Source organism: Pedobacter africanus (assembly GCF_040548825.1).
Classification (GTDB): domain Bacteria; phylum Bacteroidota; class Bacteroidia; order Sphingobacteriales; family Sphingobacteriaceae; genus Pedobacter; species Pedobacter africanus_A.
Genome location: NZ_JBEPSL010000007.1, coordinates 154,612 through 176,840 on the forward strand (window position 1 = coordinate 154,612; position 22,229 = coordinate 176,840).

Annotated in this window: 30 protein-coding genes; 11 read left to right on the forward strand and 19 right to left on the reverse strand. The window is 40.3% G+C overall.

The genetic code is table 11. The annotated features are described in order from the left end of the window. Nucleotides 1–60: 60 nt before the first annotated feature. Nucleotides 61–840 (reverse strand): AraC family transcriptional regulator, encoded by a 780-nt coding sequence (locus ABIE26_RS26155; RefSeq protein WP_310146840.1) that lies wholly within the window; start codon nucleotides 838–840, stop codon nucleotides 61–63. Between the two features lie 607 nt (nucleotides 841–1,447). Here ABIE26_RS26155 and ABIE26_RS26160 point away from each other — a divergent pair. Next, on the forward strand, nucleotides 1,448–2,254 hold the full coding sequence (locus ABIE26_RS26160) for a class I SAM-dependent methyltransferase (RefSeq protein ID WP_310146839.1): 807 nt from the start codon (nucleotides 1,448–1,450) through the stop codon (nucleotides 2,252–2,254). A gap of 72 nt (nucleotides 2,255–2,326) precedes the next feature. Here the strand turns inward: ABIE26_RS26160 and ABIE26_RS26165 are convergent, their stop codons facing one another. The 6 genes from ABIE26_RS26165 to ABIE26_RS26190 all read right to left on the reverse strand — a co-directional run bounded on the left by ABIE26_RS26165 (nucleotide 2,327) and on the right by ABIE26_RS26190 (nucleotide 5,429). After that, nucleotides 2,327–2,971, reverse strand: a complete 645-nt coding sequence (locus ABIE26_RS26165) for a DUF6266 family protein (protein ID WP_310146837.1) — start codon at nucleotides 2,969–2,971, stop codon at nucleotides 2,327–2,329. A gap of 66 nt (nucleotides 2,972–3,037) precedes the next feature. Further along, a complete protein-coding gene (locus tag ABIE26_RS26170) occupies nucleotides 3,038–3,481 on the reverse strand; it encodes a peptidoglycan-binding protein (RefSeq protein WP_310146835.1) in 444 nt (147 codons plus the stop codon). 71 nt (nucleotides 3,482–3,552) lie between these two features. Further along, nucleotides 3,553–3,924 carry a hypothetical protein gene (locus tag ABIE26_RS26175; RefSeq protein ID WP_310146834.1) on the reverse strand — a complete coding sequence of 124 codons (372 nt, stop codon included), beginning with the start codon at nucleotides 3,922–3,924 and terminating at the stop codon, nucleotides 3,553–3,555. A gap of 54 nt (nucleotides 3,925–3,978) precedes the next feature. Next, nucleotides 3,979–4,623 (reverse strand): DUF6266 family protein, encoded by a 645-nt coding sequence (locus tag ABIE26_RS26180; RefSeq protein ID WP_310146833.1) that lies wholly within the window; start codon nucleotides 4,621–4,623, stop codon nucleotides 3,979–3,981. 86 nt (nucleotides 4,624–4,709) lie between these two features. Then, nucleotides 4,710–5,093, reverse strand: coding sequence for a hypothetical protein (locus ABIE26_RS26185; RefSeq protein ID WP_310146831.1), 384 nt, complete (start codon nucleotides 5,091–5,093; stop codon nucleotides 4,710–4,712). 147 nt (nucleotides 5,094–5,240) lie between these two features. Next, complete coding sequence (locus tag ABIE26_RS26190) at nucleotides 5,241–5,429, reverse strand: helix-turn-helix domain-containing protein (protein ID WP_310147090.1); 189 nt, start codon at nucleotides 5,427–5,429, stop codon at nucleotides 5,241–5,243. 6 nt (nucleotides 5,430–5,435) lie between these two features. Here ABIE26_RS26190 and ABIE26_RS26195 point away from each other — a divergent pair, with 6 nt between their 5' ends. After that, nucleotides 5,436–5,666, forward strand: coding sequence for a hypothetical protein (locus ABIE26_RS26195; protein WP_310146829.1), 231 nt, complete (start codon nucleotides 5,436–5,438; stop codon nucleotides 5,664–5,666). Nucleotides 5,667–5,786: 120 nt separating this feature from the next. Beyond that, nucleotides 5,787–6,011, forward strand: a complete 225-nt coding sequence (locus ABIE26_RS26200; protein ID WP_310146827.1) for a hypothetical protein — start codon at nucleotides 5,787–5,789, stop codon at nucleotides 6,009–6,011. Nucleotides 6,012–6,151: 140 nt separating this feature from the next. Here ABIE26_RS26200 and ABIE26_RS26205 read toward each other — a convergent pair whose 3' ends face one another. The 12 genes from ABIE26_RS26205 to ABIE26_RS26260 form a co-directional block, all read right to left on the reverse strand. Further along, on the reverse strand, nucleotides 6,152–6,379 hold the full coding sequence (locus ABIE26_RS26205; protein ID WP_354376271.1) for a DUF6882 domain-containing protein: 228 nt from the start codon (nucleotides 6,377–6,379) through the stop codon (nucleotides 6,152–6,154). Continuing rightward, nucleotides 6,375–6,809, reverse strand: a complete 435-nt coding sequence (locus ABIE26_RS26210) for a DUF6882 domain-containing protein (RefSeq protein WP_354376265.1) — start codon at nucleotides 6,807–6,809, stop codon at nucleotides 6,375–6,377. The genes ABIE26_RS26205 and ABIE26_RS26210 overlap by 5 nt, the downstream gene beginning before the upstream one ends. 6 nt (nucleotides 6,810–6,815) lie before the next feature. Next, the gene (locus ABIE26_RS26215) at nucleotides 6,816–7,115 is read right to left on the reverse strand and encodes a hypothetical protein (RefSeq protein WP_310146822.1); all 300 of its coding nucleotides are present in this window, start codon (nucleotides 7,113–7,115) and stop codon (nucleotides 6,816–6,818) included. Next, nucleotides 7,099–7,743 carry a hypothetical protein gene (locus ABIE26_RS26220; RefSeq protein ID WP_310146820.1) on the reverse strand — a complete coding sequence of 215 codons (645 nt, stop codon included), beginning with the start codon at nucleotides 7,741–7,743 and terminating at the stop codon, nucleotides 7,099–7,101. The genes ABIE26_RS26215 and ABIE26_RS26220 overlap by 17 nt, the downstream gene beginning before the upstream one ends. A 17-nt stretch (nucleotides 7,744–7,760) precedes the next feature. Then, the gene (locus ABIE26_RS26225; protein ID WP_354376266.1) at nucleotides 7,761–8,441 is read right to left on the reverse strand and encodes a hypothetical protein; all 681 of its coding nucleotides are present in this window, start codon (nucleotides 8,439–8,441) and stop codon (nucleotides 7,761–7,763) included. Between the two features lie 44 nt (nucleotides 8,442–8,485). After that, nucleotides 8,486–8,731, reverse strand: coding sequence for a hypothetical protein (locus ABIE26_RS26230; RefSeq protein WP_310146816.1), 246 nt, complete (start codon nucleotides 8,729–8,731; stop codon nucleotides 8,486–8,488). Between the two features lie 151 nt (nucleotides 8,732–8,882). After that, entirely contained in the window at nucleotides 8,883–9,320 is a 438-nt protein-coding gene (locus tag ABIE26_RS26235) for a hypothetical protein (protein WP_310146814.1), read from the reverse strand. Then, on the reverse strand, nucleotides 9,311–10,600 hold the full coding sequence (locus ABIE26_RS26240) for a hypothetical protein (RefSeq protein WP_310146812.1): 1,290 nt from the start codon (nucleotides 10,598–10,600) through the stop codon (nucleotides 9,311–9,313). The genes ABIE26_RS26235 and ABIE26_RS26240 overlap by 10 nt, the downstream gene beginning before the upstream one ends. Nucleotides 10,601–10,756: 156 nt before the next feature. Then, nucleotides 10,757–11,170: a hypothetical protein gene (locus ABIE26_RS26245; RefSeq protein ID WP_310146809.1), complete on the reverse strand. Its 414-nt coding sequence runs from the start codon at nucleotides 11,168–11,170 to the stop codon at nucleotides 10,757–10,759. Between the two features lie 201 nt (nucleotides 11,171–11,371). Beyond that, complete coding sequence (locus ABIE26_RS26250) at nucleotides 11,372–11,917, reverse strand: hypothetical protein (protein WP_310146808.1); 546 nt, start codon at nucleotides 11,915–11,917, stop codon at nucleotides 11,372–11,374. A gap of 1 nt (nucleotide 11,918) precedes the next feature. Next, complete coding sequence (locus ABIE26_RS26255; protein WP_310146805.1) at nucleotides 11,919–12,269, reverse strand: hypothetical protein; 351 nt, start codon at nucleotides 12,267–12,269, stop codon at nucleotides 11,919–11,921. Nucleotides 12,270–12,273: 4 nt separating this feature from the next. Next, nucleotides 12,274–12,684, reverse strand: a complete 411-nt coding sequence (locus tag ABIE26_RS26260; RefSeq protein ID WP_310146803.1) for a hypothetical protein — start codon at nucleotides 12,682–12,684, stop codon at nucleotides 12,274–12,276. Between the two features lie 495 nt (nucleotides 12,685–13,179). Between ABIE26_RS26260 and ABIE26_RS26265 the strand changes: the two genes are divergently transcribed. The 8 genes from ABIE26_RS26265 to ABIE26_RS26300 all read left to right on the forward strand — a co-directional run bounded on the left by ABIE26_RS26265 (nucleotide 13,180) and on the right by ABIE26_RS26300 (nucleotide 22,220). Further along, the gene (locus ABIE26_RS26265) at nucleotides 13,180–13,365 is read left to right on the forward strand and encodes a hypothetical protein (protein WP_310146801.1); all 186 of its coding nucleotides are present in this window, start codon (nucleotides 13,180–13,182) and stop codon (nucleotides 13,363–13,365) included. Nucleotides 13,366–13,542: 177 nt separating this feature from the next. Continuing rightward, complete coding sequence (locus ABIE26_RS26270; protein ID WP_310146800.1) at nucleotides 13,543–14,052, forward strand: SMI1/KNR4 family protein; 510 nt, start codon at nucleotides 13,543–13,545, stop codon at nucleotides 14,050–14,052. Between the two features lie 88 nt (nucleotides 14,053–14,140). After that, nucleotides 14,141–14,581: a hypothetical protein gene (locus ABIE26_RS26275; protein ID WP_310146798.1), complete on the forward strand. Its 441-nt coding sequence runs from the start codon at nucleotides 14,141–14,143 to the stop codon at nucleotides 14,579–14,581. Between the two features lie 192 nt (nucleotides 14,582–14,773). After that, complete coding sequence (locus tag ABIE26_RS26280; RefSeq protein WP_310146796.1) at nucleotides 14,774–15,484, forward strand: hypothetical protein; 711 nt, start codon at nucleotides 14,774–14,776, stop codon at nucleotides 15,482–15,484. Nucleotides 15,485–15,571: 87 nt separating this feature from the next. Beyond that, nucleotides 15,572–17,059, forward strand: coding sequence for an amidohydrolase family protein (locus ABIE26_RS26285; RefSeq protein ID WP_354376267.1), 1,488 nt, complete (start codon nucleotides 15,572–15,574; stop codon nucleotides 17,057–17,059). 1,301 nt (nucleotides 17,060–18,360) lie between these two features. Then, on the forward strand, nucleotides 18,361–18,564 hold the full coding sequence (locus tag ABIE26_RS26290; protein WP_310146793.1) for a hypothetical protein: 204 nt from the start codon (nucleotides 18,361–18,363) through the stop codon (nucleotides 18,562–18,564). Nucleotides 18,565–18,629: 65 nt separating this feature from the next. Continuing rightward, nucleotides 18,630–19,199 (forward strand): TlpA family protein disulfide reductase, encoded by a 570-nt coding sequence (locus ABIE26_RS26295; RefSeq protein WP_310146790.1) that lies wholly within the window; start codon nucleotides 18,630–18,632, stop codon nucleotides 19,197–19,199. 18 nt (nucleotides 19,200–19,217) lie between these two features. Next, entirely contained in the window at nucleotides 19,218–22,220 is a 3,003-nt protein-coding gene (locus ABIE26_RS26300) for a SusC/RagA family TonB-linked outer membrane protein (protein WP_310146788.1), read from the forward strand. Nucleotides 22,221–22,229: the final 9 nt, after the last annotated feature.

A 22,229-nucleotide genomic window follows, 5' to 3' on the forward strand; every position in this document is an offset into this window, starting at 1 on the left:
TACTATACCAGCAAGTTTTCCTTCATGGCATCCACATAAAAGTTTGCGTTTTTATTGCTTTTAAAATTGAGTTCTATCAGCCGCTGCAAGCGTAACAGTACCTGCATACTTCCCGCAGGTAAACTTATTCAGATTTTCCGACCTGAACACTGCCCTTACTTCTTTTGGCTTTTTACCTCCAGATACCTTAAAAGCCTTACTTAAAGTGCTGGCATGTAAAAAACCAATTCTTTTCGAAATCTCCTTAATAGGCAATGCCGTTTCCTGTAACAATCTGCAAGCTTCTTGCCTGCGCCGCTGCTGCAGATACCTGCCCAGGCCTATACCATGTACTTTTCTTACACAATTATCTAAGGTTTTAGTACAAACATTCAGTTCCCTGGCGTAAAGAGTAGCAGTACGCAACCTATCCATCTCTTTGTCAATTAAACCGTCCAGTCGCGCCATCAGGCTTTCTTTTTGAAGTTGCTGAATGTCAATACCCATTTTTACCCGATAAGCCTCCGGGCTGGTTCCCTCCAACATTTTAAAGGTTTTACAGAAAGCGCCACCACCGGAAAAACCAACTGCAAAAGCAATTTCTTTAATTTGCAAATCACTTTCCAGCAACAACCGGTAAGCCTCGGCATTGCGCTTAGCTACCAGGTATTTGCTCAGGTTAAGGCCATGATGTGCCATTACACATTTTTCCAGCCGGTATTGTTCAATACCCATTTGTTTTACATAAAAATCCGGAAGCTTCCCTTCGTGCAAATGCGCAGCTATCAGTTCATCTAACTGCAACATCATAGGCTCGTCGTAATCCTTCTTATTTGTTTTATATTCCAGCATCCTTTCCATTAAATCATCGTTAACACTCCTATCCAGATCAGTTTAAGCAGATACAAGGCGGTGTTGCATCCACACACACCGCCACTAACCAAATTTTAATTCGTGCCCAACAGAGATTGGGCTTCATAAAAAAACAAACACCCGGGGTAGACTAAAAACCCCAAGGTCAATTACTAAAACTTTATCATTCAATAAAGGAACTTAATGAACGATATACCTGAAATCGGGAAAACAAAATTAGGATTGACCATCAACAAAAAACTGCACTTTAGCGCATATTTACTGCACTTTACAACACCTGGTCCACCGCCCGTACACATTTAACAAGGGAATCACTCCAAAAATGAACATTTTGCCCTGAGGCAATAATCTAAAATTTAGGCAAAGTTATCCTTGCGTTTTCATTAAAAACTGCACTTCAACTTAAAAAACTATTACACTCATTGACTGGCAATACAGCGAGCAGCATTTGCATAATCAGATAAAACTCTCTTAATTTGTGTCATTAAAGTTTGTTAAACATATCATTATCAGCATGGCAGCTCTGCCTATGCTTTCGAGGCGGTTGCCTAAACCAGCCTGCAAGTATTTTAATGCATAATTTTTAACAAACCATATGAAACTGATAAATCCAGCGATAGCTGATTTCTATAATAAAAGTAACGAAGATACCCGTCTTCAAACCGGCCTGGGCCCATTAGAATTTGAAAGAAACAAAATCCTGATCAATCGTTATGCCGGGCCCCGCCCCTTACATATTGCAGATATTGGCGGCGGCACCGGACATTATGCCAGTTGGCTCACTGCTCTGGGCCACAAGGTAACCCTGGTAGACCCGCTACCCAAACACATCGAAAAAGCCAAACGTAAACCGGGCAGCTTTCGCTGTATCCTTGGCGAGGCCCGCAATCTTCCGTTTGAGAATGCCAGCTTTGATCTGGTCATTCTGCATGGGCCACTTTATCATTTGCAACTTCAAAACGAGCGGCTGCAAGCCATCAAAGAAGCCCGCCGTATAGTAAAACCAGGCGGAACAGTACTAGGCTTTGCCATTACCCACTCCGCATCGGCACTAGCCGCCTTACACAACGGAATGATTCATGATCCCAGTATTTTCGGCATGTGCAGTTCCGAACTTTTAACAGGCGAACACGAGGCACCTCAAGGCTTAAATGGCATCCTGCATTCCGCTTGCTATCACCGGCCGAATGAGCTTATGGATGAATTTAAACTGGGCGGCTTTTACATCAATGGCCTTCATGCGGTAGAAGGAATGGCCTGGTTGGATAGTAATTTTTTCCAAAGCTGGCACGACAGCAACAAGAAAGCAAATCTGATGGAACTGATCAGTATGACGGAGCAGGATCAGTCACTACTATGCTTAAGCCCACATATAATGGTTGCCGCAAGTCCGGCTTTTTAAAATTACGGCAGATGGATATCTAACCATCTGCCGCAAATCCAGGCGCTTTAACCCGCCCCAATCGAAACAGTGTTAGCTTACAAGTACCTCCCCCAAATAAACAGTAGTACTTACCGCATCACCCCTTTCATTTACAAAATGCTGCCAGCAGTGAACCCTATCACCGGCATATGCTGCTGGCAGCTGAAGTACGGCCTCTTTATCCGCTCTTTGGGCCACATTTTCAAAACTTACAAAAGCCTGCTTTGCGGGGTTATACACCACTATGGTTGCCTTATCATCATCATTATTAAATACGGAAGTACTGGCATTATCCCATTTAATATGCAATACAGCATCCATTAAGCCCAACACTTCTTTAATCAGCGGAATCAGCAATTCGCCCCTGCTAAAAATCACTTTTGCAAAATTGATCACATATTCCAATGGCGAATTGCCTGTAACCGCATGCTTCATATGATAAGACACACAGCCGTTCATTGGCGTTTTGCCGGTTACAAAAATCTGGTAGCCAATTTCAATAATGCGTTTTAATGGCTTGAGCCATTTGCTTACCATGCCCATTAAAAACTGCTGGTTTTTCTGTTTTTCGGTAAAAGCCTTTCCGCCCCTATCGGGAAGGCTTTTTAGATACTCTACGCCCCTCCAGCTCGAACCAACCACTGCGCCCACTTTCCCAGAAATCGGGCCGTTTATTCCGTTTTTATATCTTGCCATTTCTTTAAAATTTAATACGTCAAAGAACTTTTTCAAAAGTTCTCACAACTTTTAGTTCAACCATTTTTAGTTAATCCAGTCAGCAACCTTGCTAACCGTTTTTAGGTGCCTAACTTTTCGAAACACCCCGTGGCCTTCCCTGCTCCCGTTAGTATTGGTATTGCCCTCAATAGAATAAATGAGCTCTCCCTTCAGCCTTTCAATCAACCCAACATGCCCTATTCTTTTTAAACTCGAAAAATAAATTCCTATTACCATCGCTTCGCTCGCCCCTCCGGGGAGAGCTGCCGAAGGCTGAGAGGGGTAAACCAACCGTTCTTTTGGAAACATTGCAGGACTCCAAGCCGTTTTAGGCTCTGAATACCCCGCTTCACCAAAAACCCAACTCAAAAAGGAACTACACCACGGTGCCGGGGTCTTAATCCCTGTATAAGCTAAATACTCCCTAACCCTCTTCCCATCATTATTCCCAACTTCCCTCACTCCAATCTCCCCCCTGGCTATATTCACAACGTCATTGCGAGGCTGGACTTGAGCGAGCCGTGGCAACCTTCTTACGCCCCGGGAGGGCGACTCCAACCCTACATCACCCCCACTATCACCCCTACCGCAGCCCATAATAACGCCACAAAGCAGGCAAAATAAAACCCTAACTGTTCCCATGTCCGTAATCCTTTAAACCCCAAAACCATACTATTCAAATCCGGCAATCCCGCGCTTACCCAAAAGCGCTGTAACAACCACCAGCAAAGCCCTACTGTCAGTAAAAAACTGATCAGGCTTAACAAAACCAGTAGCCATATACTCTGGTCAATATAACCCGCTGTAACATCCCAACCGGCAATTACTGTTGGCAAAGTAAACCAGGCCAATACCATAATTGCCCCAATCAAATACACTTCTATTTGCTTCATCGACACCCTAACAGGCAGCTTAAAATTCAACGTTTTCATAATTCACATTTAAGTTCAACAAAAGGGTTGCGCTGCTACACGCAACCCTGTTAATTAAAGGACCGTAAACTGCCCGATGTAACTGCTATTGGAAACCTCTTTCCCGTCAGCACTTACAAAAGCAATCCACGCGTAGACTTCGTCCCCGCTCCAGTCTGGTGGCAACTGCAACACATATGCAGCAGCTGACCTTGCTGCCGCACCTGCCAGAGTCGCAAACTTGTTTTTGTCTACGTTGTAGGCTAAAACAGTTGCCTTGTCGGTTCCGCCAGTACCACCAGCCGGTGCATCATTTACCCAGCTAAAGTCCAGCTTGGCAGCTGTTGTTACAGCAACAGCAGGCGTGTTGGCTTCCAGCAAATCACCCACGCTAAAAATCACTTTGCTGTAATCAATAGCATAGTTCAATGAACTGGTTCCCGTCACCGCATTCTTCAAATGGTAGGACGTGGCTGCGTTCATCGGCGTAATGCCATTAGTGAAATCCTGATAACCAACCTTTATCAACGCCTTCAAACGTTTCAAAAATGTGGTTACCAACGATAGCTTTGCCCTCACATTTAATTGTGCTGGTGTAGGATTGTCATCCCCTACATCCGGTAAGCTTTTCATGTAGTGGATTCCGTTCCAGACGGCACCAACCACAGTGCCCACCCTACCCCTGAAAAAACCAAGGATACCTTTTTTGTATGTTCCCATAATTTAAAAATTTAATGGGTTTAATAGACGTTTGCAAACCTTTTTAAGCTGTGGTTAGCAACGATAGCATCAGCATTTCTTTAAGCTTACCAAAACACGAACCTGTATTTGGGCAATCGCTCAATCAATCTTTTAACCGCATCTCCAAATTCAGCAGCGGTACCTCTCCAATCAAATAAGGTCTCCAACCTTTCATTAAAACCAAGCTTGTGGAACCATAACTGTAGGTCAACAATTCCCCTGGCAAACTTGCAATCCAGCAGCCATTCCGTTCCGTTTACAGCTTTGAGTTCATAACCGCAATCCTGATGAGCACCCGTATCTATGGCCTTACTTAATTGATGCAAGCTTGCTACAAAAGGCAATACATTGCTCAACTTATCCAGTCTTAAAATCTGCCCAGCAGCTTTAAAGACCAGCTTACCATAATTCTGACGGTTAAAAAATAGTTCAAGTAACAGTGTATTCATATATCCTCCTTTCTATTAGATGTATTAGCTGTTCTTTAACTGTACAATCAAAGATACGGCACCCATCTACCCCAAACAGATACGAATCCGAACATAATTTTGTGTTTTTTCGAACAAAAAAAGATTCGAATTTGAACATCAGGAAAACTATCCCTTCCTTGCCTTCCTTACAGGCGGATATTTCGGAATGGCAACAGTAAAATCAAAGACTTCCGAAGGTTGTACCTCCAGGGCTTTGCAAACGGCGACAAGCCCGCTAACAGAAATATTATTGGTACCCCTCACTATCCTGTAAACCTGGCTATAGCTAAACCCGGTCCTGTCCCTTGGGTATATTTACGTATGGCAAAACACAACTATTCCACGGAACTTACATTCGGTCATAAATTCCAGCTGTTGCGTGAAACAGCTGGCCGGTCAGAAGCAGAAACAGCTATGCTTTTAAAAACCCCTTATTTCAGCTATCTAAGGCTAGAGGCCGATATACTTTACCCAACAGAAAGTACACTTCGCAAAGTGGCGAAGCTTTATGATATTACCAGGGAAGAGCTATTAATGTATAATGAAGCATAAAATTTCAATGATCTTATTTGCAACCGATACCTGATTTTTATGCCAGCAAACCAGAAAATCCTATTTGCTGCACGTTGAATTTGAATCTGGGATAGAGAAAAATTACTCAATTGCGTAATTTTGATAAAAAAAATAGATCCTACCATGTTAAATGTAAATTCATTTTGGAAAAAAGAGCGTGATATCCTATACAAGTGGGGAAAGCAAGATGCAAAGGCTGAGGCAGAAGCCAAAGCTTTGGAAGAAAAAAAAGCGATAGCCCGTAATTTGAAAGACAAGGGCATTGATCTTAAAATTATAGCAGAAGCAACGGGCTTCAAAAGAAAAGAATTAGAGGCATTATAATAGCCCTTACCCAGTTACCACCACATTCTTACCAAGCGTCTTAAACCTAACTCCATTTTCTTGTTCAACCGTTACGGTAACATGCCCAGTCTTGCTGGTATGAATATCTCTTACTGTACCAGATTTACCCTTGTGAGTACCTAATTTCTTATTGTATCCACCCATTTAATATTCTTAAAAATCATAAATAAGAATAGCTTCTCATCCTTCGAAGGCACTCTATAAGCTCCTTTCGCTTTCAGAACGTAAGCTGCAATGGCGGTCATTTCCCACCCATCTATTTCATCTGCCTTCCACTTGCGGTCTATGAGCTTTTTAAAACCTCTACTTTCTCCATAAGATTTAACCTTGCCAATTTCACTCTTAATCGATTATCAACTTTTTAACGCCATCGTTGCTAAAAGACAGTTCTCCGGTAGTCTGGTCGTAAAACCAATTCTGATAAGCACCGATACCATATTTTTTCTCACAACTGTCCTGCTGTGCATATAAGTATTCGTATGATTTAACAGAAAGGCTGTCGAATGATATACTTTCCAATTCGGACGTATTGTTTTCCATTTTTCTAATATTGTTTGTACAAGCAAGAGAAAATGCAGCTATTGATAACAAGGCAGTAAAAAGGTACTTTTTATAAGCACAAGTTTTAGCACTCACCAACCGCGAACTGCATCTATGTGTTAAAGTATCTAAAGATATAGATGTAAGTTGCCCGGGGTAGTTTGGAACTAAAAATGGTGTCAGCTTAAATGCGGAATCAGCGGCCAAATTCACCGGAATACCCACTAAACTTTTCATTTCCTTTTAAATCTTTTTAAGTGTGCCTTTAAACTGACCTTTTAAACTTCCGTTTTTGGTAGTAACATCCAGATCTATCACGTATTTCTCGCCATCTTTGTTAATTTTGACTGTACCACCATTAAACTCATCGTAAACATTATCAATGCCCACCTGTCCTCCACTAAAATTCTTTGCAGGATCATAGGGATTAATATTTCCATTTGATTTATAACTAAAACTACCTATCGGTATGGCATAATTTGCCAGGCCCTTGAAACGAACCTGGATAATATCTGAAAAATGGTGATCACTTGAATAGTCCATATGAGGAACCTTGTCCGTCTCTGTAATTGCACATAATCGAACCATCGGGCATTTTTACTATAAATTCTGTAATGCCATTGCCTTTCATAAAGGCAGCCACATTGCCTATTGGGGTATAAGTTTCTGTACGTAAATTGGTACCGACCTCAATGCCTACATTTACCTTATTGCCGATGGGATAGAAAGCATAAAAGAATTTAGGGTAACGCATAGCACCGTTTTGCGAATTATAATAGGCACCAGTAAATGTCTTGCCTGCTAACTGATCTTCAGTAGGTACCCTGATTAGCTCCGCCTTTGTAAATACCTGATCGGAGCTAATAATTTTTCCTGCTGCTATTTTAAATTTAAAGGTCGCATCCTGGCTCGCAAATGTTAGCTCATTCTCATTCCCATTTACAGTATATACGCCTGCAATTTCTCCCCGAAGCTGGTACATTTTCATACCGGATTTCTGATCATCGGGAAATACAAAAACAACCGGGGATCGTCCATTAGGATCGAAATTGGCTATAATGGCGTATCCTTGAGGTTTATGGATGTTAAACTGTGTTTCTTGTTCCTTTTTGCAGCCGCCAAATGTGGCAGTTGCCAATAGCAGAATGACGATTGCTTTTAATATTTTCATAGCTTTTTGCTTAATTCTTATTTAAACTCGCCGTATTTCGAATAATAAGTTCCACCATTGATGTCTGTGTAATTACATACGATATCGCCATTGGGCATCACCATTACAAATTCCACAAAATTGGTTTTCTTTACGAGCGCAGCCATATTTGCTGCCAGCACATACGTTTCGCTACGTATGGTTGTACCTGGCTCAAAACCTACATCTACTTTGTTGCCACTTTGAGCAAAAGCATAGAAAAATTTTGGCTGATGTACAGTTCCATTTGGATTATAATATATGCCTGTGAATGTTTTTCCTGCCAACCGATTTTCGGCGGGTATCTTCACCAGTTCTGCTTTTTTGGCCACGAGGTTATTACCAGGGACCTCGATTTTGTTATTCTCTATCCTAAATTCAAATAATAATTCACCGTTTTCCAGAAACTTTAGCTCGCTGCCATTTACGGTGTAGTTAAGGACGCGTTCACCGTTGCGGTCATACAGCATTGCCTTGCTGTTTTTATTATCGTTGGAAAATAGCAAAACACCTGAACTAATTCCCGGGTAATTAAAGTTGTTATAGGTAACCGCAATGACATAGCCATAAGGGTTGTTAATATCGAACTTTTCTTCTCTCATTTCCTGCCTATCCTTTTTGCAACCTGAAAATACCAGCAGTAGCAAACAACAGATACTTATTAATGATGATTTTTTCATGATCTTCAGTTTTTAAATTTTTATGTAGGCAGGTTAATTTCTTTTTAGAATAATGCCTGGTTTACCAAAAGCATCCGAAGATGTTGGTTGTACTCTGATTTATAAAAATGCAAAAGCATCTCGGCCCCGTCGTATTCAAACTCTGCTTTTTCAATTTTCACGGTCACAGGTTCACCTCCGTTTTGGTAGGTATAGCTGTTTCTCTCACCATAAAATGGATTCTCTTTATCCTTCTTGCTACAGGCCAGCAGCAAAAAGAGACAGCTAAATACAATACCCTTTGTTTTCATAAGAATGATTTTATTTAATAATCTGATTGACTTAGTTAAATGTGCGAGTAAAATCATCCTGTTTTTGCCGGGATGAGTGAATGTGCACTATGAATGAGCCAATATCCTTTTCTATTTAGTTTAGTCTACTGGTATTCAACAGAATATTATGTTATTTTGAATCGATCACTGCTTCTTTTCCGCTGCAGGGATTGGTTACCACCAGTTCATTCCCTTTGCCTGGCCTGATGTGCAACGTAACCATTGCACGGTAAGGCACACCATCTTCCCTGGTAAAATGTCCTTCAAAAATTACTGCTACGGTACCAAACTGGCTGTAGCGGTTGTCAAGGGCAACAGCAGTTATAAATTCACTGATCTCCTGGCTTCCATCGGTTATTTCTTTGGGCAGTACCAGTAAATTTCCTTTGTAATAAACCTCAAAATGCTGGTAAGTACCTATTGAAAAATGGCTCTTTTTTACCAGGTAAACTTTCCAATGGTACACACGGTTTTCCGACAACAAGGTTTTTCTTGTACCATAACAGGAACTGAGCACAACTGCGCAAATCAGTACCAGTACTATTGCAATAATAATTTTTAAGGCCATTTCAAAAAGGGTTTATTTTGTTTAATGCGTTCCAAAGCGGTATCAGGTCCTTCTTCCCTCAGTCCGGTTTCGCCCCACTCATCAGTTTCATAGACTTCAGCAACGAATACTTCTTCAAGCCCGTGGGTAGACGGCCGCTGCAGCCACTGCGCCTCCAGCGGATGTTTTACAGAAATATTCATGCCCATAATACTGACAAGCGCAGTTGTGTCTGCTACCTGCCGAATGAACACCGACATATCATCTGCCAGTATGGTTTTGGCCTCAACATACCCATTCAGGTACAGTTCACCATGATTGTACTTGGCCCAGATAAAATCGGCCGTTACTTTCCCTCCTATATAATGAACGTTACCAAAAAGATGGATATTTTGGCATTGTAGGTCACCGTGTACAATTAACGCAGGCGAATTGTCTGTATCAAATGCCATAAGATAAGTGTCAAGCTTTAGCCCCTTCAGAAAGATAAAGCCAAGTACCGTTATGTCGTCTACACCATCAATGCTGTAATCGAGTTCCAGCTTTTGCGCTTCAACTTCTTCTTCTGCCAGCAGAAAATATCCGTTTTCATGCCAGGTTGGGAAACGCCATTCATCCCATATGTCATACAAGGGGTCCATTCCAGGCAGGTCGGTAATCGTTGGCAGATAGGCCTCGACGGCTTTGCGGGTAAGTACCTTAAAAGTAATGCCGTTATGGTTCACCTCATCTACCGGGGCAGGTGGCTGATGTTGTTTCAGTTTTTCCAACTCCAGGGCATGTTGTGCATCGGCCTCTTCCAATAAAGATTCAACTTCGCTCAGGCGTTCTTTCAGTGCATCATCCCAGGGATGCAGGTTTTCTAAGGCGTATTGGAGGTTATCCATAGCCTCCTGCCGGATGTCTTCAGGCAGTACAGGGTTAACCGCAATAGTCCGCATGGTATCAAGGTAACGGGCTTGCTGTGGGTGGTTACTATCCTGCAGCAGCATATCCAATAAATGAATTGTGTACAATGTGGGCTTACGCTGCAACGATTCCAATAATTTTTCTTCATATATACCTCCCTCAAATGCTTCCAGGAACTGGCCCAGCGGGCCTGGACCGCCATAGTCGATATCCGGGCTACGTTCGATCAGCAAAAACAGTGGTTCTATAGCCTCCTCCTGATTTTCCAGCTCTTCCAGTTCAATGAACAGTTCCTGAGCAGGATCAATAAAATCGTACTTGTTGCCAGATTGGTGAGCCTTTTGTATATATATTTCCAATTGCTGAATAATGGAGTAGATCGATGCATTCATGTCTTTCAGTGTTGATGTTATTTATGTGTAAAAATGAAGCTGTACAGTTTTCTTGGTCCCGCAATGGGCGCAATCAGCAAGGCTGTTTTCAACCTGTTTTATATTGCCGCTTCTGAGTCCGAAAATGATCATTTTGTAAATTAGTTGTTTAAGTTATTAGCAAATCAACAAATGTCTTGGGATATCAATGGTACTATAATCCGCATACCAGTAATGCGGGTCATTGCAAAGACTGTACACCAAACCATTTACTGTATACTTGTTTTTAAAACGTTTGGTCATGGTCACGCTGATCGAACCCTGATCAGGGTAATTCCTGGTTACATCAGCCACCTTATTACCAGCTTTTAATTCTCCATCCAATACCTGTTGCAATACGGCTGGCAATTGGTTCAGCGCTTCCAGGGCCTTACCTATTTCCTGTTGCTGCGCCTCCGGGCTGCTGTGTTTAATATAGTCATGGTAAGTACCTGCAGCTATCATATCCATAATGGTTTGTTCTGAAAACTGCAAAGGTGGTGCTGCAAAATCATGATCAAGACATTTCTTTGTATACTTCTGTTCTCCCATTTTATTGTTTTATACGGTCGCCATAGCGCTGACCTTGAAAAATATGTACGCAGCCTGATTTGAACCACTACAGAAAGCCATTTTAGTTTTTTCAGAATCGTGGATAAACCACGCCAAACTGGTTCCTCTCCGCTCAGTAAAACAAATACATATAATATGCCAATATTATAACCGAGCAATTACCACAGTACTAAAGTCAATTTATTGTATCCCCAGTTTGAAACCATTAAAAAATGGATCAAGCAAAACAACCGGCTTTTTTATATCATCAGCATTGAATTTCGGCCAAATACCGGTAAACTCGGCTAACTTTATCTGCTTGGAATCTACCTTATCATCCTTACCGTCAAATATTAGTACGGGAAAAACTACTACTAGGTTTTTATAGATCTTTAAGGGCTTTAGCATTTCACGTACTGCGTTTGTAACAGATTTGCCCGGCTTTAATACCTGCTGAATTTCTACAGAAAGATTTTTCGATAGGTATACAGAGTCAACACCACCCTTGTCATTAAAAGACACCCCTACAGACATTATATGTAAAGCATCTTTATTGATTTTTTCTAATCCATCCCCATTCCATGAACTTGCGATGGCTTTCATGATGGGTATTCTTATATCCAGTTTTTTTCCCTCTTCCGTTATCCGGATTGGTTCAATGTCTTGATGCCCATAAACTTGTTTTTTCTGTCCATAGGACATCCCTATGAAAACAAAAAACATACAACATAATCCTAATTTTTTCATATTAATTACAATAGGTTCCTATTCTATCAGCTGCAAGAGCGCTCTTGCGGCTATTTTGGTCAATCTTGTTCACCTGTTCTTGCTCCTGAGGAGTCAACTTAAATTTAAAATAATTTGTTCTTTCTAAACCACCCCAGGAAAGGGCCCAAGCCTGGTTCCATAAATCCATGCTTACCTTTACCGTTCCAGTTTTTAAATCGCCTATAGCGGTTAAGTTTTTAGATCCTAAAAATGGTCTTAGCCTAACAGGTACCGTAACATTTGTTTGAGCGTTAGGTACAGTACCTTTTGTTTGGGCATAGCAAATAGAGGACAATAGCAGGATCATTAAAGTGCTTAACCTTTTTTTCATTACTTTAATTCAAGTGCTGATAAAATCCATGAGCCTTCATCACTTCTATTACATCATCAAAAGCAAAAACAATTGGGGTTAATCGATCAAAATTTCCTTCTGTATTCTCCCGCACAAAATTAATAACGTCACTATAGAATAAATTTAGTTGTTTCATTACATCCTGAAAATCTCTTTTTTCATTTTCTAATTCAAATGCAAATTCGCTATGAACGGTAACCACAAATAACAGATGATTTATTTTTTTATCCATATAATGCAAAGACCATTTCAATACAAAGTATTGCGTATTCAATTTGTATGGGAAGAATGTGTTTAGTACATAACTGGGCAAACCAAATTCCCCTTTCATAGGTGCAAAGAGTTCGTTGTAACTAAATTCAACTACTCGCTGTTTTGCATTAAATATTTTCATGATTTCCAGAATTATTTGTACAATTTGAGCTCAAGAGACCAATAACCTGTTCACTGTGATAGTTGTTCCGTCCGGTAAAAATTACGCATATATAACAACATTCATTTGTGTTTCGAATTTTATTACGCGAATGATGCTCTTTTCTGGGTGAATGAAATGATTGGCTAGGTGAACGCCATTAGGTCCCCAATTAGCGAGACGGTGTCTCGCTAATTGGGGACCTCTCAAAATTCTGTGAAAACATCCAATTTTTCACACAAAAACACAGTAAATTAATTACAGGGAAATATTTAGTTGTTTAAGTTGTCGCTACTATATTTGATTATAGCAATATCAAATATGAAAGCAGAGTGGATATTTCAGTAAAAGTGGGGAAGAACCATTTTTGTCCGGAATAGCCGGCCAGATTATTTACGGAATAAGCTGCCACATTCTCCGAATTTCCCAGTTCATTGCTATTTCAGTAAAGTAAAGCTTAATAACATTGAAATCAAATTGACAAAACAGGAATATGAAGGTTGGAGTTCGCCGATTTATTACTTTAATTTTAAAGAGCCGGTTAGCAATTTTGGAAAGCAGTCACTTATAAAAGAAATTGACACAAAACTAAAACAGAAATTTCCTGAATATAGCTTGGTTGATTATGGAATTTTACCCTTGGGAGAAGAAATTGATGAATAATGGAGTATTGCTGACAAGGATTTGCCCAAAGCGGGCAGGAAGTTATCAATTCACGTTTTGTGCTTCGGTAGAAATCTGTATTTTAGTTAAAGCTTCCGGCTTCGGTTTGCTCACCGCCACCAAGGCCAGAAACGTTAGCCATCACTTTATGACCTACCGAAAACACAAGAAGAAAGTATGAATATAACAGAACTTATAAATTTAATTAAGCAGGATCAAAACTGCGAAATCAGACCTGCGAATAAGGAAATTGCTTTGCCAACAAATATTCCTGACGACTTAAAAGAGTTTTACGAATTGACAGACGGAATTAAATTGTTTGAAAGCAAAACATACGGAATAACGATTATAGGACGAGAAGAATTTATTCCGACAAATAAATACTTATATCCAAAAGACGATGTTATTTGGGAAGAACTTGAAGGTGAAATTTGTAACGAATGGTATTTAATAGCAAAAGCCGATGAAATGAGCCAATATATTAGCATCGACTTGACAAGCGAACGAAATGGGCAATGTTATGACAGCTTCTACGAAACTCATTCGTTACAAGGCGACTCTGCAATTGTTGCGAAAAATTTTACTGATTTGTTAAAGAACTTGTATGCAAACAAAGGAGAACATTGGTATTGGCTACAAGAAGATTTTGAAAAATTAGGAGATGCTTATGACGAACCAATAGTGTAATAGCCCCACCATCGCAAAGCCCCGAAACGTTAGCTGCAATTTTAAACCGAACGTTGTACCAAAATTACTTGAATATAAAAAAACTAAAATGAATAAAGGATTATACTCTTTTGTAAAAGATGATGAATTGTTTGTTATAATATGTAAAACAGAAAATCCGACTGAATGGCAACAATTAAGGACATTGGATGGTTGGGAAGTTGAGTCAGATGACCAATTTTATATTATGGGAACTGATGCACGAGCTGAGTTAGAAAAAACGACATCTGAACCGTTATTAATATATAAATCAAATGAAGAGATATACTTTCAGTGTTCAATAAGTAATGAAATTGTTGATTTTTTGGAGACAAAAGAAACTCTTGGATTTTTTCTTATTCAATCAGAACTATCAATAGGAAAAGAACAAGCCTACAAAATGTTTTTAGAAAACGAAATTGAAAGTCTAATTTGTGCATTTTATACTGAAAATAAAAAGAATGAGATATTTGAGTTAGATGTTGAAGGAAATATAACAGGTCTAAAATAAAGTATCTAAAAATCACGAGTAAAAAAAACTGCCACTAACAAGGGTTTGGCAATAGCGGGCAGGAAGTTATCAATTCACGTTTTGTGCCTCGGTCGAAATTTGTATTTTAGTTGAAGGTTTCGGCTTCGGTTTGCCAGTCATCGTAAAGCCCCAAAACGTTAGCCGTAATTTTAAAACGAAACGCATAGACAAATGAAAATTGAATTATATCCAAACTTTGACGAAGTTTTTACTGACGAAACTCTTAAAGGAATATTTTATCCTTTATGCAGTTTAACACTTGACAAATATCCAAATAAAGTATTTCATTTTATTTCTTCGAATGGACTTTGGATTGACGAAAATTTTGAAACGGAAAATAGTACTTTCAGTTATACACTTTTCGACGTTGTAGAAAATAAATACAAATTCAATGGCAACATTAAGCTTTACAAAGGTTCAAAACAAGCAAAAAAAATATTCAGCAAACTGCAAAGTGATTTTGAACTTAATGGAAAAAATTATTTAGAAACTAAAACGCAAACTGACGATTATATCGAAAAACAAAAGCAAAATCTTGACATAAAAACTGATGACGAGTTTGATGCAGATTATTATATAAAAACATTTTATGAATTTTCAATTAACAAATTAAACCTTGAATTAACTAATGAATTTGGGGCATTTAGAGGAATAATTGACGGTTGGTCTGATGGCGATAAAATCAGTCCGATTGTTTATGATGAAACAACCGACGAACTAAAAGGAACTCTAAATTATTATGACAAACCAAAAATTGAAAACATTGATGACTTTGAAGTTATCGGAAAAATAGTTGGTTATGAATTCTTTACGGACGGAAATGACACGATTTTGTTCTTTAACAATTCTGACAAAATGCTTTGCATAAACTCATACTCATAAAAAAACTACTACCAACAAGGGTTTTGCAATAGTGGGGCGAAACTGCAAAGTTCGACGGTAGTTCTTCGGTTCAACTTTTGTGCAAAATTGAAGATTGGTGCTTTGATTGCCCCACCATCGCAAAGCCCCGAAACGTTAGGTACAATTTTAATAGAAACCTTCATGCAAAAAAGAGACCTGAAATATTTGTTGACAGTTTTATTATTGACATTTTCACAGATTGTAAAAGCACAAATAAAATCTGATACAGCTACCCTAATTGCCATCAAGAATGTGAATATCATTACAATGACATTAGAAAATAAAATCATTGAAAATGCAGTCATTCTTATTAAAGACAAAAAAATAGTCTCCATTAACGGGACAATTCCTAAGTCTGCTAAAACTATTAATGGCAAAGGAAAATGGCTAATTCCTGGACTTATTGATATGCATGTTCATGGACTTACAGATAGTTATTATAGTTCAACATATCCTACAAAAGGAGCTACATATTTCTTCGACACACAAGATGTGATGTTGCCTTATGTAGCAAACGGTGTTACAACAATATTTGACCTCAATGCTCGAGCAGAAAATTTTGGACAAAGAAACGAAATCATAAAAGGACATGTGATTGGACCTCGTATAGCGCTGGCTGCATTAATTAATGGAGGTGACGGTTCTGGCAGGATTGCCAATACTCCATCCGATGGACGTCAAACAGTTCGTTTAGCAAAAGCAGAAGGGTACGAGTTTATCAAAGTATATTCAGACCTAAACATTGAAACTTTTAAAGCTATAATTGATGAAGCTAATAAACAAAAAATTAAAGTATTAGGACATATCCCTGATGCATTCAAAAGCACAATAGAAGAAGCATTTAGTCCTAGCTTTAATATGATTGTTCATGCTGAAGAACTTGCCAAACAATCTAAAGATTACAGTGAAGAAGATATTCAGAATTTCGTGAAGCTATCAAAAGAAAACAGCATCTGGTTTTCACCTACTTTGATTACGATTGAAAGAATTCTCGACCAAACTATATCTTTAGACAATATTATTAAACTTAAAGGATTTCAGTACATACATCCGCTTATGAGGAGCAAATGGCTCACATCTAATCAATACAACAAACGGACAAGTCCTGAATTTATAGCTTATCTTGAAAGAATGATACAATTTAACAATCGATTGGTAAAAGCATTTCATGAAGCAGGAATACCTATTATTGCAGGAACAGATGCAGGAACTTCTGGCGTAATTTATGGTTTTTCACTTCACGATGAAATCGAACTTTTGGTTAAAGCTGGTTTAACTCCAGAAGAAGCATTAGCTTCTACTACAAGATTATCTGCAACATGGCTTGGTATAGCCGACAAAATAGGAACAGTGGAGGTCGGAAAATACGCAGACCTTGTTTTGCTAGACGAAAATCCGTTAAATGATATTCAAAACACACGGAAAATTTCTGGTGTTTTCTTTAATGGGAAATGGATAGCTAAAAAGAAAATTGATAATATGCTTTCAGATTTAGCAAAGCGAAACGCAGAGAATAAGAATAAATTTGACTGGAACAAAAGAAAAGACTTATAAAAAAACTGTGCCTAACAAGGGTTTTGCAATAGTGGGGCGAAACTGCAAAGTTCAACGGTAGTTCTTCGATTGAAGTTTTGTGCAAAATTGAAGATTTGTGCTTCGATTGCCCCACCATTGCAAAGCCCCGAAACGTTATGTAAAATCCTAAAACCAACACGCTTAAATTTACGACTAATTAAATACTGAATAAATTATGGGTTATATAGCACAAAAATGGAATAAATTTAAATTTACCCTTCATACTTCAGAATTTGAAGTTATATTTTCTGGCTTAGAGTATTTCATAGCCATAACTAATCAGCGGGTCGAAATAGATTATAAAATTGAAGATAAAACACTTTAAACCGAAATAAGGGAGGGTTACACTCTTTAATTCTGTTTTTTGTTCCTTAATTTGCAGTTCATCAAAAAAGGATCAAAAGGATTAAAATTGGTAGTCACAACGAAAGCTGTTGATGTAAACCAGAGAAAATAATTTGACGGCATGGTTGGGAATTGCTTGCTAAGCTATATGTAGATTGACAAAAAGAAAGCGGAACTCGAGTTGTAGATTCCGAGGAAAATGGTTCTTACCCACTCTTGTCGAAATGTACAAGGTAACCTCTTTGATATTTGGTTCACACCTTAATTAAGATACGAAATTCATGAATAAAAAAGCGGGGAACGATCCTACCGACCATTCCCCGCTATCTAAATTAACGCTCTCAAAATAATAAACGCATATAGGGTACCAAAATTACATGACCAATCAAAATTCTGTGAAAACATCCAATTTTTCACACAAAAACACAGTAAATTAATTATAGAGAAATATTTGATTGTTTAAGTTATTGTCACTATATTTGATTATAGCTTACAATAATCATTTTGTCGACATCAGCAAAATGATATAAACGAACAAAGAACAAACTTTTGAGGTCGCAATTTGCGACCTCAAACAACAGAACATAAAAGAACAATCAACATACAAGCCAATGAACTAAACAACCCAGAAACATATCTTACTTCTTAACCGAGGTATTAATAAAGAGTCTCGTTCTGCAAATTCTCACAAATCTAGGACAGGGACAATAGATTAATGCCCATAACAAATATTGTTGTACTTTTGAAGGTGCACTGTAGCGTTATGGGCTCTATTGTAAATCCGTGTCCAAGGCCGTGAGAAGCCTGCAGAAGCGGTATTTAGAGCCCGCTATAGTGCATCTTCGCTTTCAGGCCAATACAAAACCCGGCCTCAGCCCTAAGCATTCCTCTAAACTCCACCAGGGACTCAGTTTATTTTTTAACCCAAAATAACCATGAGCCAAACCCAAGCCATCAGCAATTCCCTGCACAGCACCCGTCAGTATATAGATCTGTTCCTAACCAACCTCTATGCATTGGACATGGAAAAACTCAATGCCAGCCAGCAACTAAAAGTCTTAAGTTTTTACGAGCAACTTATAGAGTTGCTCCACAGCAATACCGATCTATTTAACCTCATCATTTGCCCTCCAGATTAACAATCCTCTCCCATCATCCCACAATTTAATTATTAACCCAAACGCTTGCTAAACCTATTATTCATATGCAAAAAACGACATTAACCATCGTACTGGCCACACTTTGCCTCATTTTCAGTAGTAAAACAAATGCACAAGCCATCCAAACCGTCATCTATCCCATCAATACCGGCGATAAAATTCCGCCTGACATCTGGAACCGTTCATTTCCAGTTATTAACAATCCAAGGTTCAAAAGCAAAATCAGTTTAAAAGATTATGGCAATAAATTGATCATTCTCGATTTTTGGGCTACCTACTGTCATCCCTGTATCGAATCACTCGATCTGCTCGACTCCATAAAAGCCCGGTTTAAAGACGATCTGGTAGTTATTCCCGTACTCATAAACGATCTGATTGAAAATGGTTCGCCCTTTATGAAAAAGAAAAAGTACGTCTGGCCGTCAATCGTAGGCGATACCACCTTACATAAAGTCGTGCTCAGTCGTTACTTAACCGGGTTTGGCATCGCCTGGATTAAGGACGGTAAGCTACTGGCTGTACCCGGCAAAAAAATGCTGACTGCCGAAAACATCCGCAGAGCCATAGAAGGTAAACCCATCGAATTTATCAACAGAAAAGGAAAAATCCAGTAACTAACCAGCTAACCAAATATGTACAAGTATATACTCCTGCTTATCGCTTACATGAGCATCCAATTCTGCCATGCCCAAAACAAGCCACAGGCAGATACCAGCAAAACAAAAAAAGATACCATCAACCTCAAAGAGGTAACCATCAATACCGGTTATTACCAAATCCCAAAAGAACGGGCAACGGGTTCTTTCGATTACATCAGCAAAGAAATGATTAACCGCAGCACCGGCAGCAACATCATCGCAAGGCTCGAAGGCATCTCTAGCTCCCTCAATTTCGACAGGCGCAAAAACAACCGGGAGCTGAGCAGCACGCCTGCACTCCGGGTACGAGGCCTCAGCACCATCGCTTCCGATGAAAGCCCGCTTATTGTTGTCGATAATTTCCCTTACGAGGGCAATATCGATAACATCAACCCCAACGATGTTGAAAGCGTCACCATCTTAAAAGATGCAGCTGCGGCCAGCATCTGGGGCGCCAGGGCGGGCAATGGCGTTATCGTTATCACTACCAAACAAGGCCGCTTTAACCAAAAAACCAGCATTTCGCTGAACAGCAATGTTACCCTTGGCAACCGGCCTAACCTGTATTACAGCAAAAAATGGCTCCCTTCGGCCATAGTAATGGGCTTTGAAAAAGAACTCTTCGATAAAAACACCTATAGTCAAACCGTAGAAACCGCCCTTCCTGCGTATGTAGATCTGCTCTTCGCGTTAAAAAACAATGCCATCAGCCAGGTCGGGTTCAACCGCCAGGAAAATATCCTGCAAAATACCGATGCCCGGCAGCAGGCTTTAGCTTACTTGTACCAGCAAAGCATCAACCAGCAGTATAGCCTGGGCATCAACGGTGGAGAAAAGGCTTACAAATATTACCTCTCCGCAGGGTTGGATAATAACCGCTCCTTCATCATTGGCAACAGCAACCGCAGGCTAAACCTCAACCTGCAAAACACTTTCAAACCTTTTAACGCGCTCGAACTTACCGGGGGCATCTGGTATACGCGTTCCAATTCGGTAAACAACGGCATCACCATCAGCCAGCTCGATTATGAGAACGCCTACCCTATCTCACCGTACACCCGTTTAGTTGATGAACAGGGCAATGCCCTGGCCATTCCCTACCAGCTGGGCCAAAACTACGTGCAAAATGCAGAAAGTCTGGGTTTACTCAACTGGACTTATAAGCCAGTTGAAGACCGCAACCACATCAACAACAACGGCCAGTCTTCAGAACTACGAATGAATGCCGGTGCCAAATTCAGTTTTCTCAGGTATTTTAATGCCAACTTTACCTACCAATACATCACCACGCTCAGTAACGGCAAAAACCATTTTGATAAAAACAGTTACGAGGTCCGCAATATGGTCAACAGTTACACCCAGGCTAATGGTACCCGCATTATCCCCTATGGCGATATCCTGAGGCAAAGTGGCAATAACGAAAGTAACATCCATTCTGGCCGTGCGCAACTCAATTACCAGCAAAGCATAGGCCGCCACAACATTACCGGTCTTGCAGGTACCGAACTAAGGCAAGTGGTACAATCCATTAACCCCGGTTACGTCATTTACAATTACAACCCAGCGGTGCTTACAGGTAGTAATGCCTACAATTACGAACAGGCATACCCACAACGCCCATCAGGCTCACGTACCATACCCGCCCCACCATCGGCAATGGCCAGTTATACCGATAGGTACTTCAGCTGGTTCGCCAATGCGGCTTACAGTTATAAAGAACGCTACACGCTTTCCGGGAGCATCCGCTGGGATGGTTCTAACCTGTTCGGTGTAAAAACCAATCAAAAAGGCGTGCCGCTGTGGTCGGCAGGCCTGGGCTGGGAAATCAGCAAAGAAAACTTTTATAAAGCAGACTGGCTGCCATACTTAAAAATAAGGGCTACCTATGGCAGTGCAGGCAATGTCAACAAAGCGGTCACTACCTATCCGGTTATTTCCTACGGCACAGAATCCAGCACCAAACTGCCCATCACTCAAATCCGTAGTGCAGGTAACCCTGCCTTACGCTGGGAACTGGTTAACACCACAAACCTGGGCATCGATGTTGCTACACCAAACAAACGCATACAGGGCAGTGTAGAGTATTACGTCAAAAATGCCAGCGATTTGATTGGCCAGAAATTCATGGCCCCGTCCAGCGGCATCGTACCCAACGTAGTGCCGTTGGTAACCAATCTGATCAATTATGCCAACCTGCAAACCCGGGGTCTTGATGTACAACTCAACACCCAAAACCTAACCGGCCAATTTAAGTGGGAAACCAACCTGCTGTTCAGTTATGTACGCAACAAGGTTACCAATTACAGCAACAGCGCTACCAATGCGCTCAGCTTTTATTTCGGTACACCAATACCTCTGCAGGTAGGACTATCCAGAGATGTTACCTATTACCTGCCCTGGCATGGCCTTAACCACAATACCGGCAAGCCAAACATCCCTGAACAATATGGTAGCGATTATAAAGCCTATCTGGATGCTTATCCGGCAAACAGTCTGCTCAATGGCGTTACCATACCGCCTTATTTCGGCTCTGTGCGCAATAGCTTTAGCTTCAAAGGCATCCAGCTTAGCGCGGTCATTTCTTTTAAAACAGGCTATGTATTTAAAAGGGAGTCCATTTATCCATCTTCAGAATACACCCTGCCCCAAAACTTCCATGCCGATTATTTTAAGCGCTGGAAACAACCTGGCGATGAAAGATTTACCGATGTACCGGCCGCAGGACAGGCAGATACCTACCTGAGCCAGTACTATAGCCGCTCTGCAGCACTCATTACCAAAGGCGATCATATCCGTTTGCAGGATATCAGCATAAGCTATACCCTGCCCGCCAGTATAGCCAAAACCATCAAAGCAAGCCAGATCAGGTTTTACGCCTATGCCCGCAATCTGGGCATATTGTGGCGCGCCAACAAACAAGGTCTTGACCCTGAATATCCAAACGCCTCCTACCCAGATCCGGCCAGTTACGCCTTTGGCCTAAACGTTAGTTTTTAATTCAACACA

Coding starts and splice junctions, on each gene's coding strand:
- ABIE26_RS26210 (WP_354376265.1), bottom strand. CDS start 6,809: ATGAAAAGTTTAGTGGGTATTCCGGTGAATTTGGCCGCTGATTCCGCA.
- ABIE26_RS26160 (WP_310146839.1), top strand. CDS start 1,448: ATGAAACTGATAAATCCAGCGATAGCTGATTTCTATAATAAAAGTAAC.
- ABIE26_RS26275 (WP_310146798.1), top strand. CDS start 14,141: ATGAATAAAGGATTATACTCTTTTGTAAAAGATGATGAATTGTTTGTT.
- ABIE26_RS26165 (WP_310146837.1), bottom strand. CDS start 2,971: ATGGCAAGATATAAAAACGGAATAAACGGCCCGATTTCTGGGAAAGTG.
- ABIE26_RS26270 (WP_310146800.1), top strand. CDS start 13,543: ATGAATATAACAGAACTTATAAATTTAATTAAGCAGGATCAAAACTGC.
- ABIE26_RS26250 (WP_310146808.1), bottom strand. CDS start 11,917: ATGAAAAAATTAGGATTATGTTGTATGTTTTTTGTTTTCATAGGGATG.
- ABIE26_RS26255 (WP_310146805.1), bottom strand. CDS start 12,269: ATGAAAAAAAGGTTAAGCACTTTAATGATCCTGCTATTGTCCTCTATT.
- ABIE26_RS26225 (WP_354376266.1), bottom strand. CDS start 8,441: ATGAAAAAATCATCATTAATAAGTATCTGTTGTTTGCTACTGCTGGTA.
- ABIE26_RS26280 (WP_310146796.1), top strand. CDS start 14,774: ATGAAAATTGAATTATATCCAAACTTTGACGAAGTTTTTACTGACGAA.
- ABIE26_RS26290 (WP_310146793.1), top strand. CDS start 18,361: ATGAGCCAAACCCAAGCCATCAGCAATTCCCTGCACAGCACCCGTCAG.
- ABIE26_RS26245 (WP_310146809.1), bottom strand. CDS start 11,170: ATGGGAGAACAGAAGTATACAAAGAAATGTCTTGATCATGATTTTGCA.
- ABIE26_RS26185 (WP_310146831.1), bottom strand. CDS start 5,093: ATGAATACACTGTTACTTGAACTATTTTTTAACCGTCAGAATTATGGT.
- ABIE26_RS26300 (WP_310146788.1), top strand. CDS start 19,218: ATGTACAAGTATATACTCCTGCTTATCGCTTACATGAGCATCCAATTC.
- ABIE26_RS26175 (WP_310146834.1), bottom strand. CDS start 3,924: ATGAAAACGTTGAATTTTAAGCTGCCTGTTAGGGTGTCGATGAAGCAA.
- ABIE26_RS26215 (WP_310146822.1), bottom strand. CDS start 7,115: ATGGACTATTCAAGTGATCACCATTTTTCAGATATTATCCAGGTTCGT.
- ABIE26_RS26155 (WP_310146840.1), bottom strand. CDS start 840: ATGGAAAGGATGCTGGAATATAAAACAAATAAGAAGGATTACGACGAG.
- ABIE26_RS26195 (WP_310146829.1), top strand. CDS start 5,436: ATGGCAAAACACAACTATTCCACGGAACTTACATTCGGTCATAAATTC.
- ABIE26_RS26260 (WP_310146803.1), bottom strand. CDS start 12,684: ATGAAAATATTTAATGCAAAACAGCGAGTAGTTGAATTTAGTTACAAC.
- ABIE26_RS26180 (WP_310146833.1), bottom strand. CDS start 4,623: ATGGGAACATACAAAAAAGGTATCCTTGGTTTTTTCAGGGGTAGGGTG.
- ABIE26_RS26230 (WP_310146816.1), bottom strand. CDS start 8,731: ATGAAAACAAAGGGTATTGTATTTAGCTGTCTCTTTTTGCTGCTGGCC.
- ABIE26_RS26220 (WP_310146820.1), bottom strand. CDS start 7,743: ATGAAAATATTAAAAGCAATCGTCATTCTGCTATTGGCAACTGCCACA.
- ABIE26_RS26295 (WP_310146790.1), top strand. CDS start 18,630: ATGCAAAAAACGACATTAACCATCGTACTGGCCACACTTTGCCTCATT.
- ABIE26_RS26240 (WP_310146812.1), bottom strand. CDS start 10,600: ATGAATGCATCGATCTACTCCATTATTCAGCAATTGGAAATATATATA.
- ABIE26_RS26235 (WP_310146814.1), bottom strand. CDS start 9,320: ATGGCCTTAAAAATTATTATTGCAATAGTACTGGTACTGATTTGCGCA.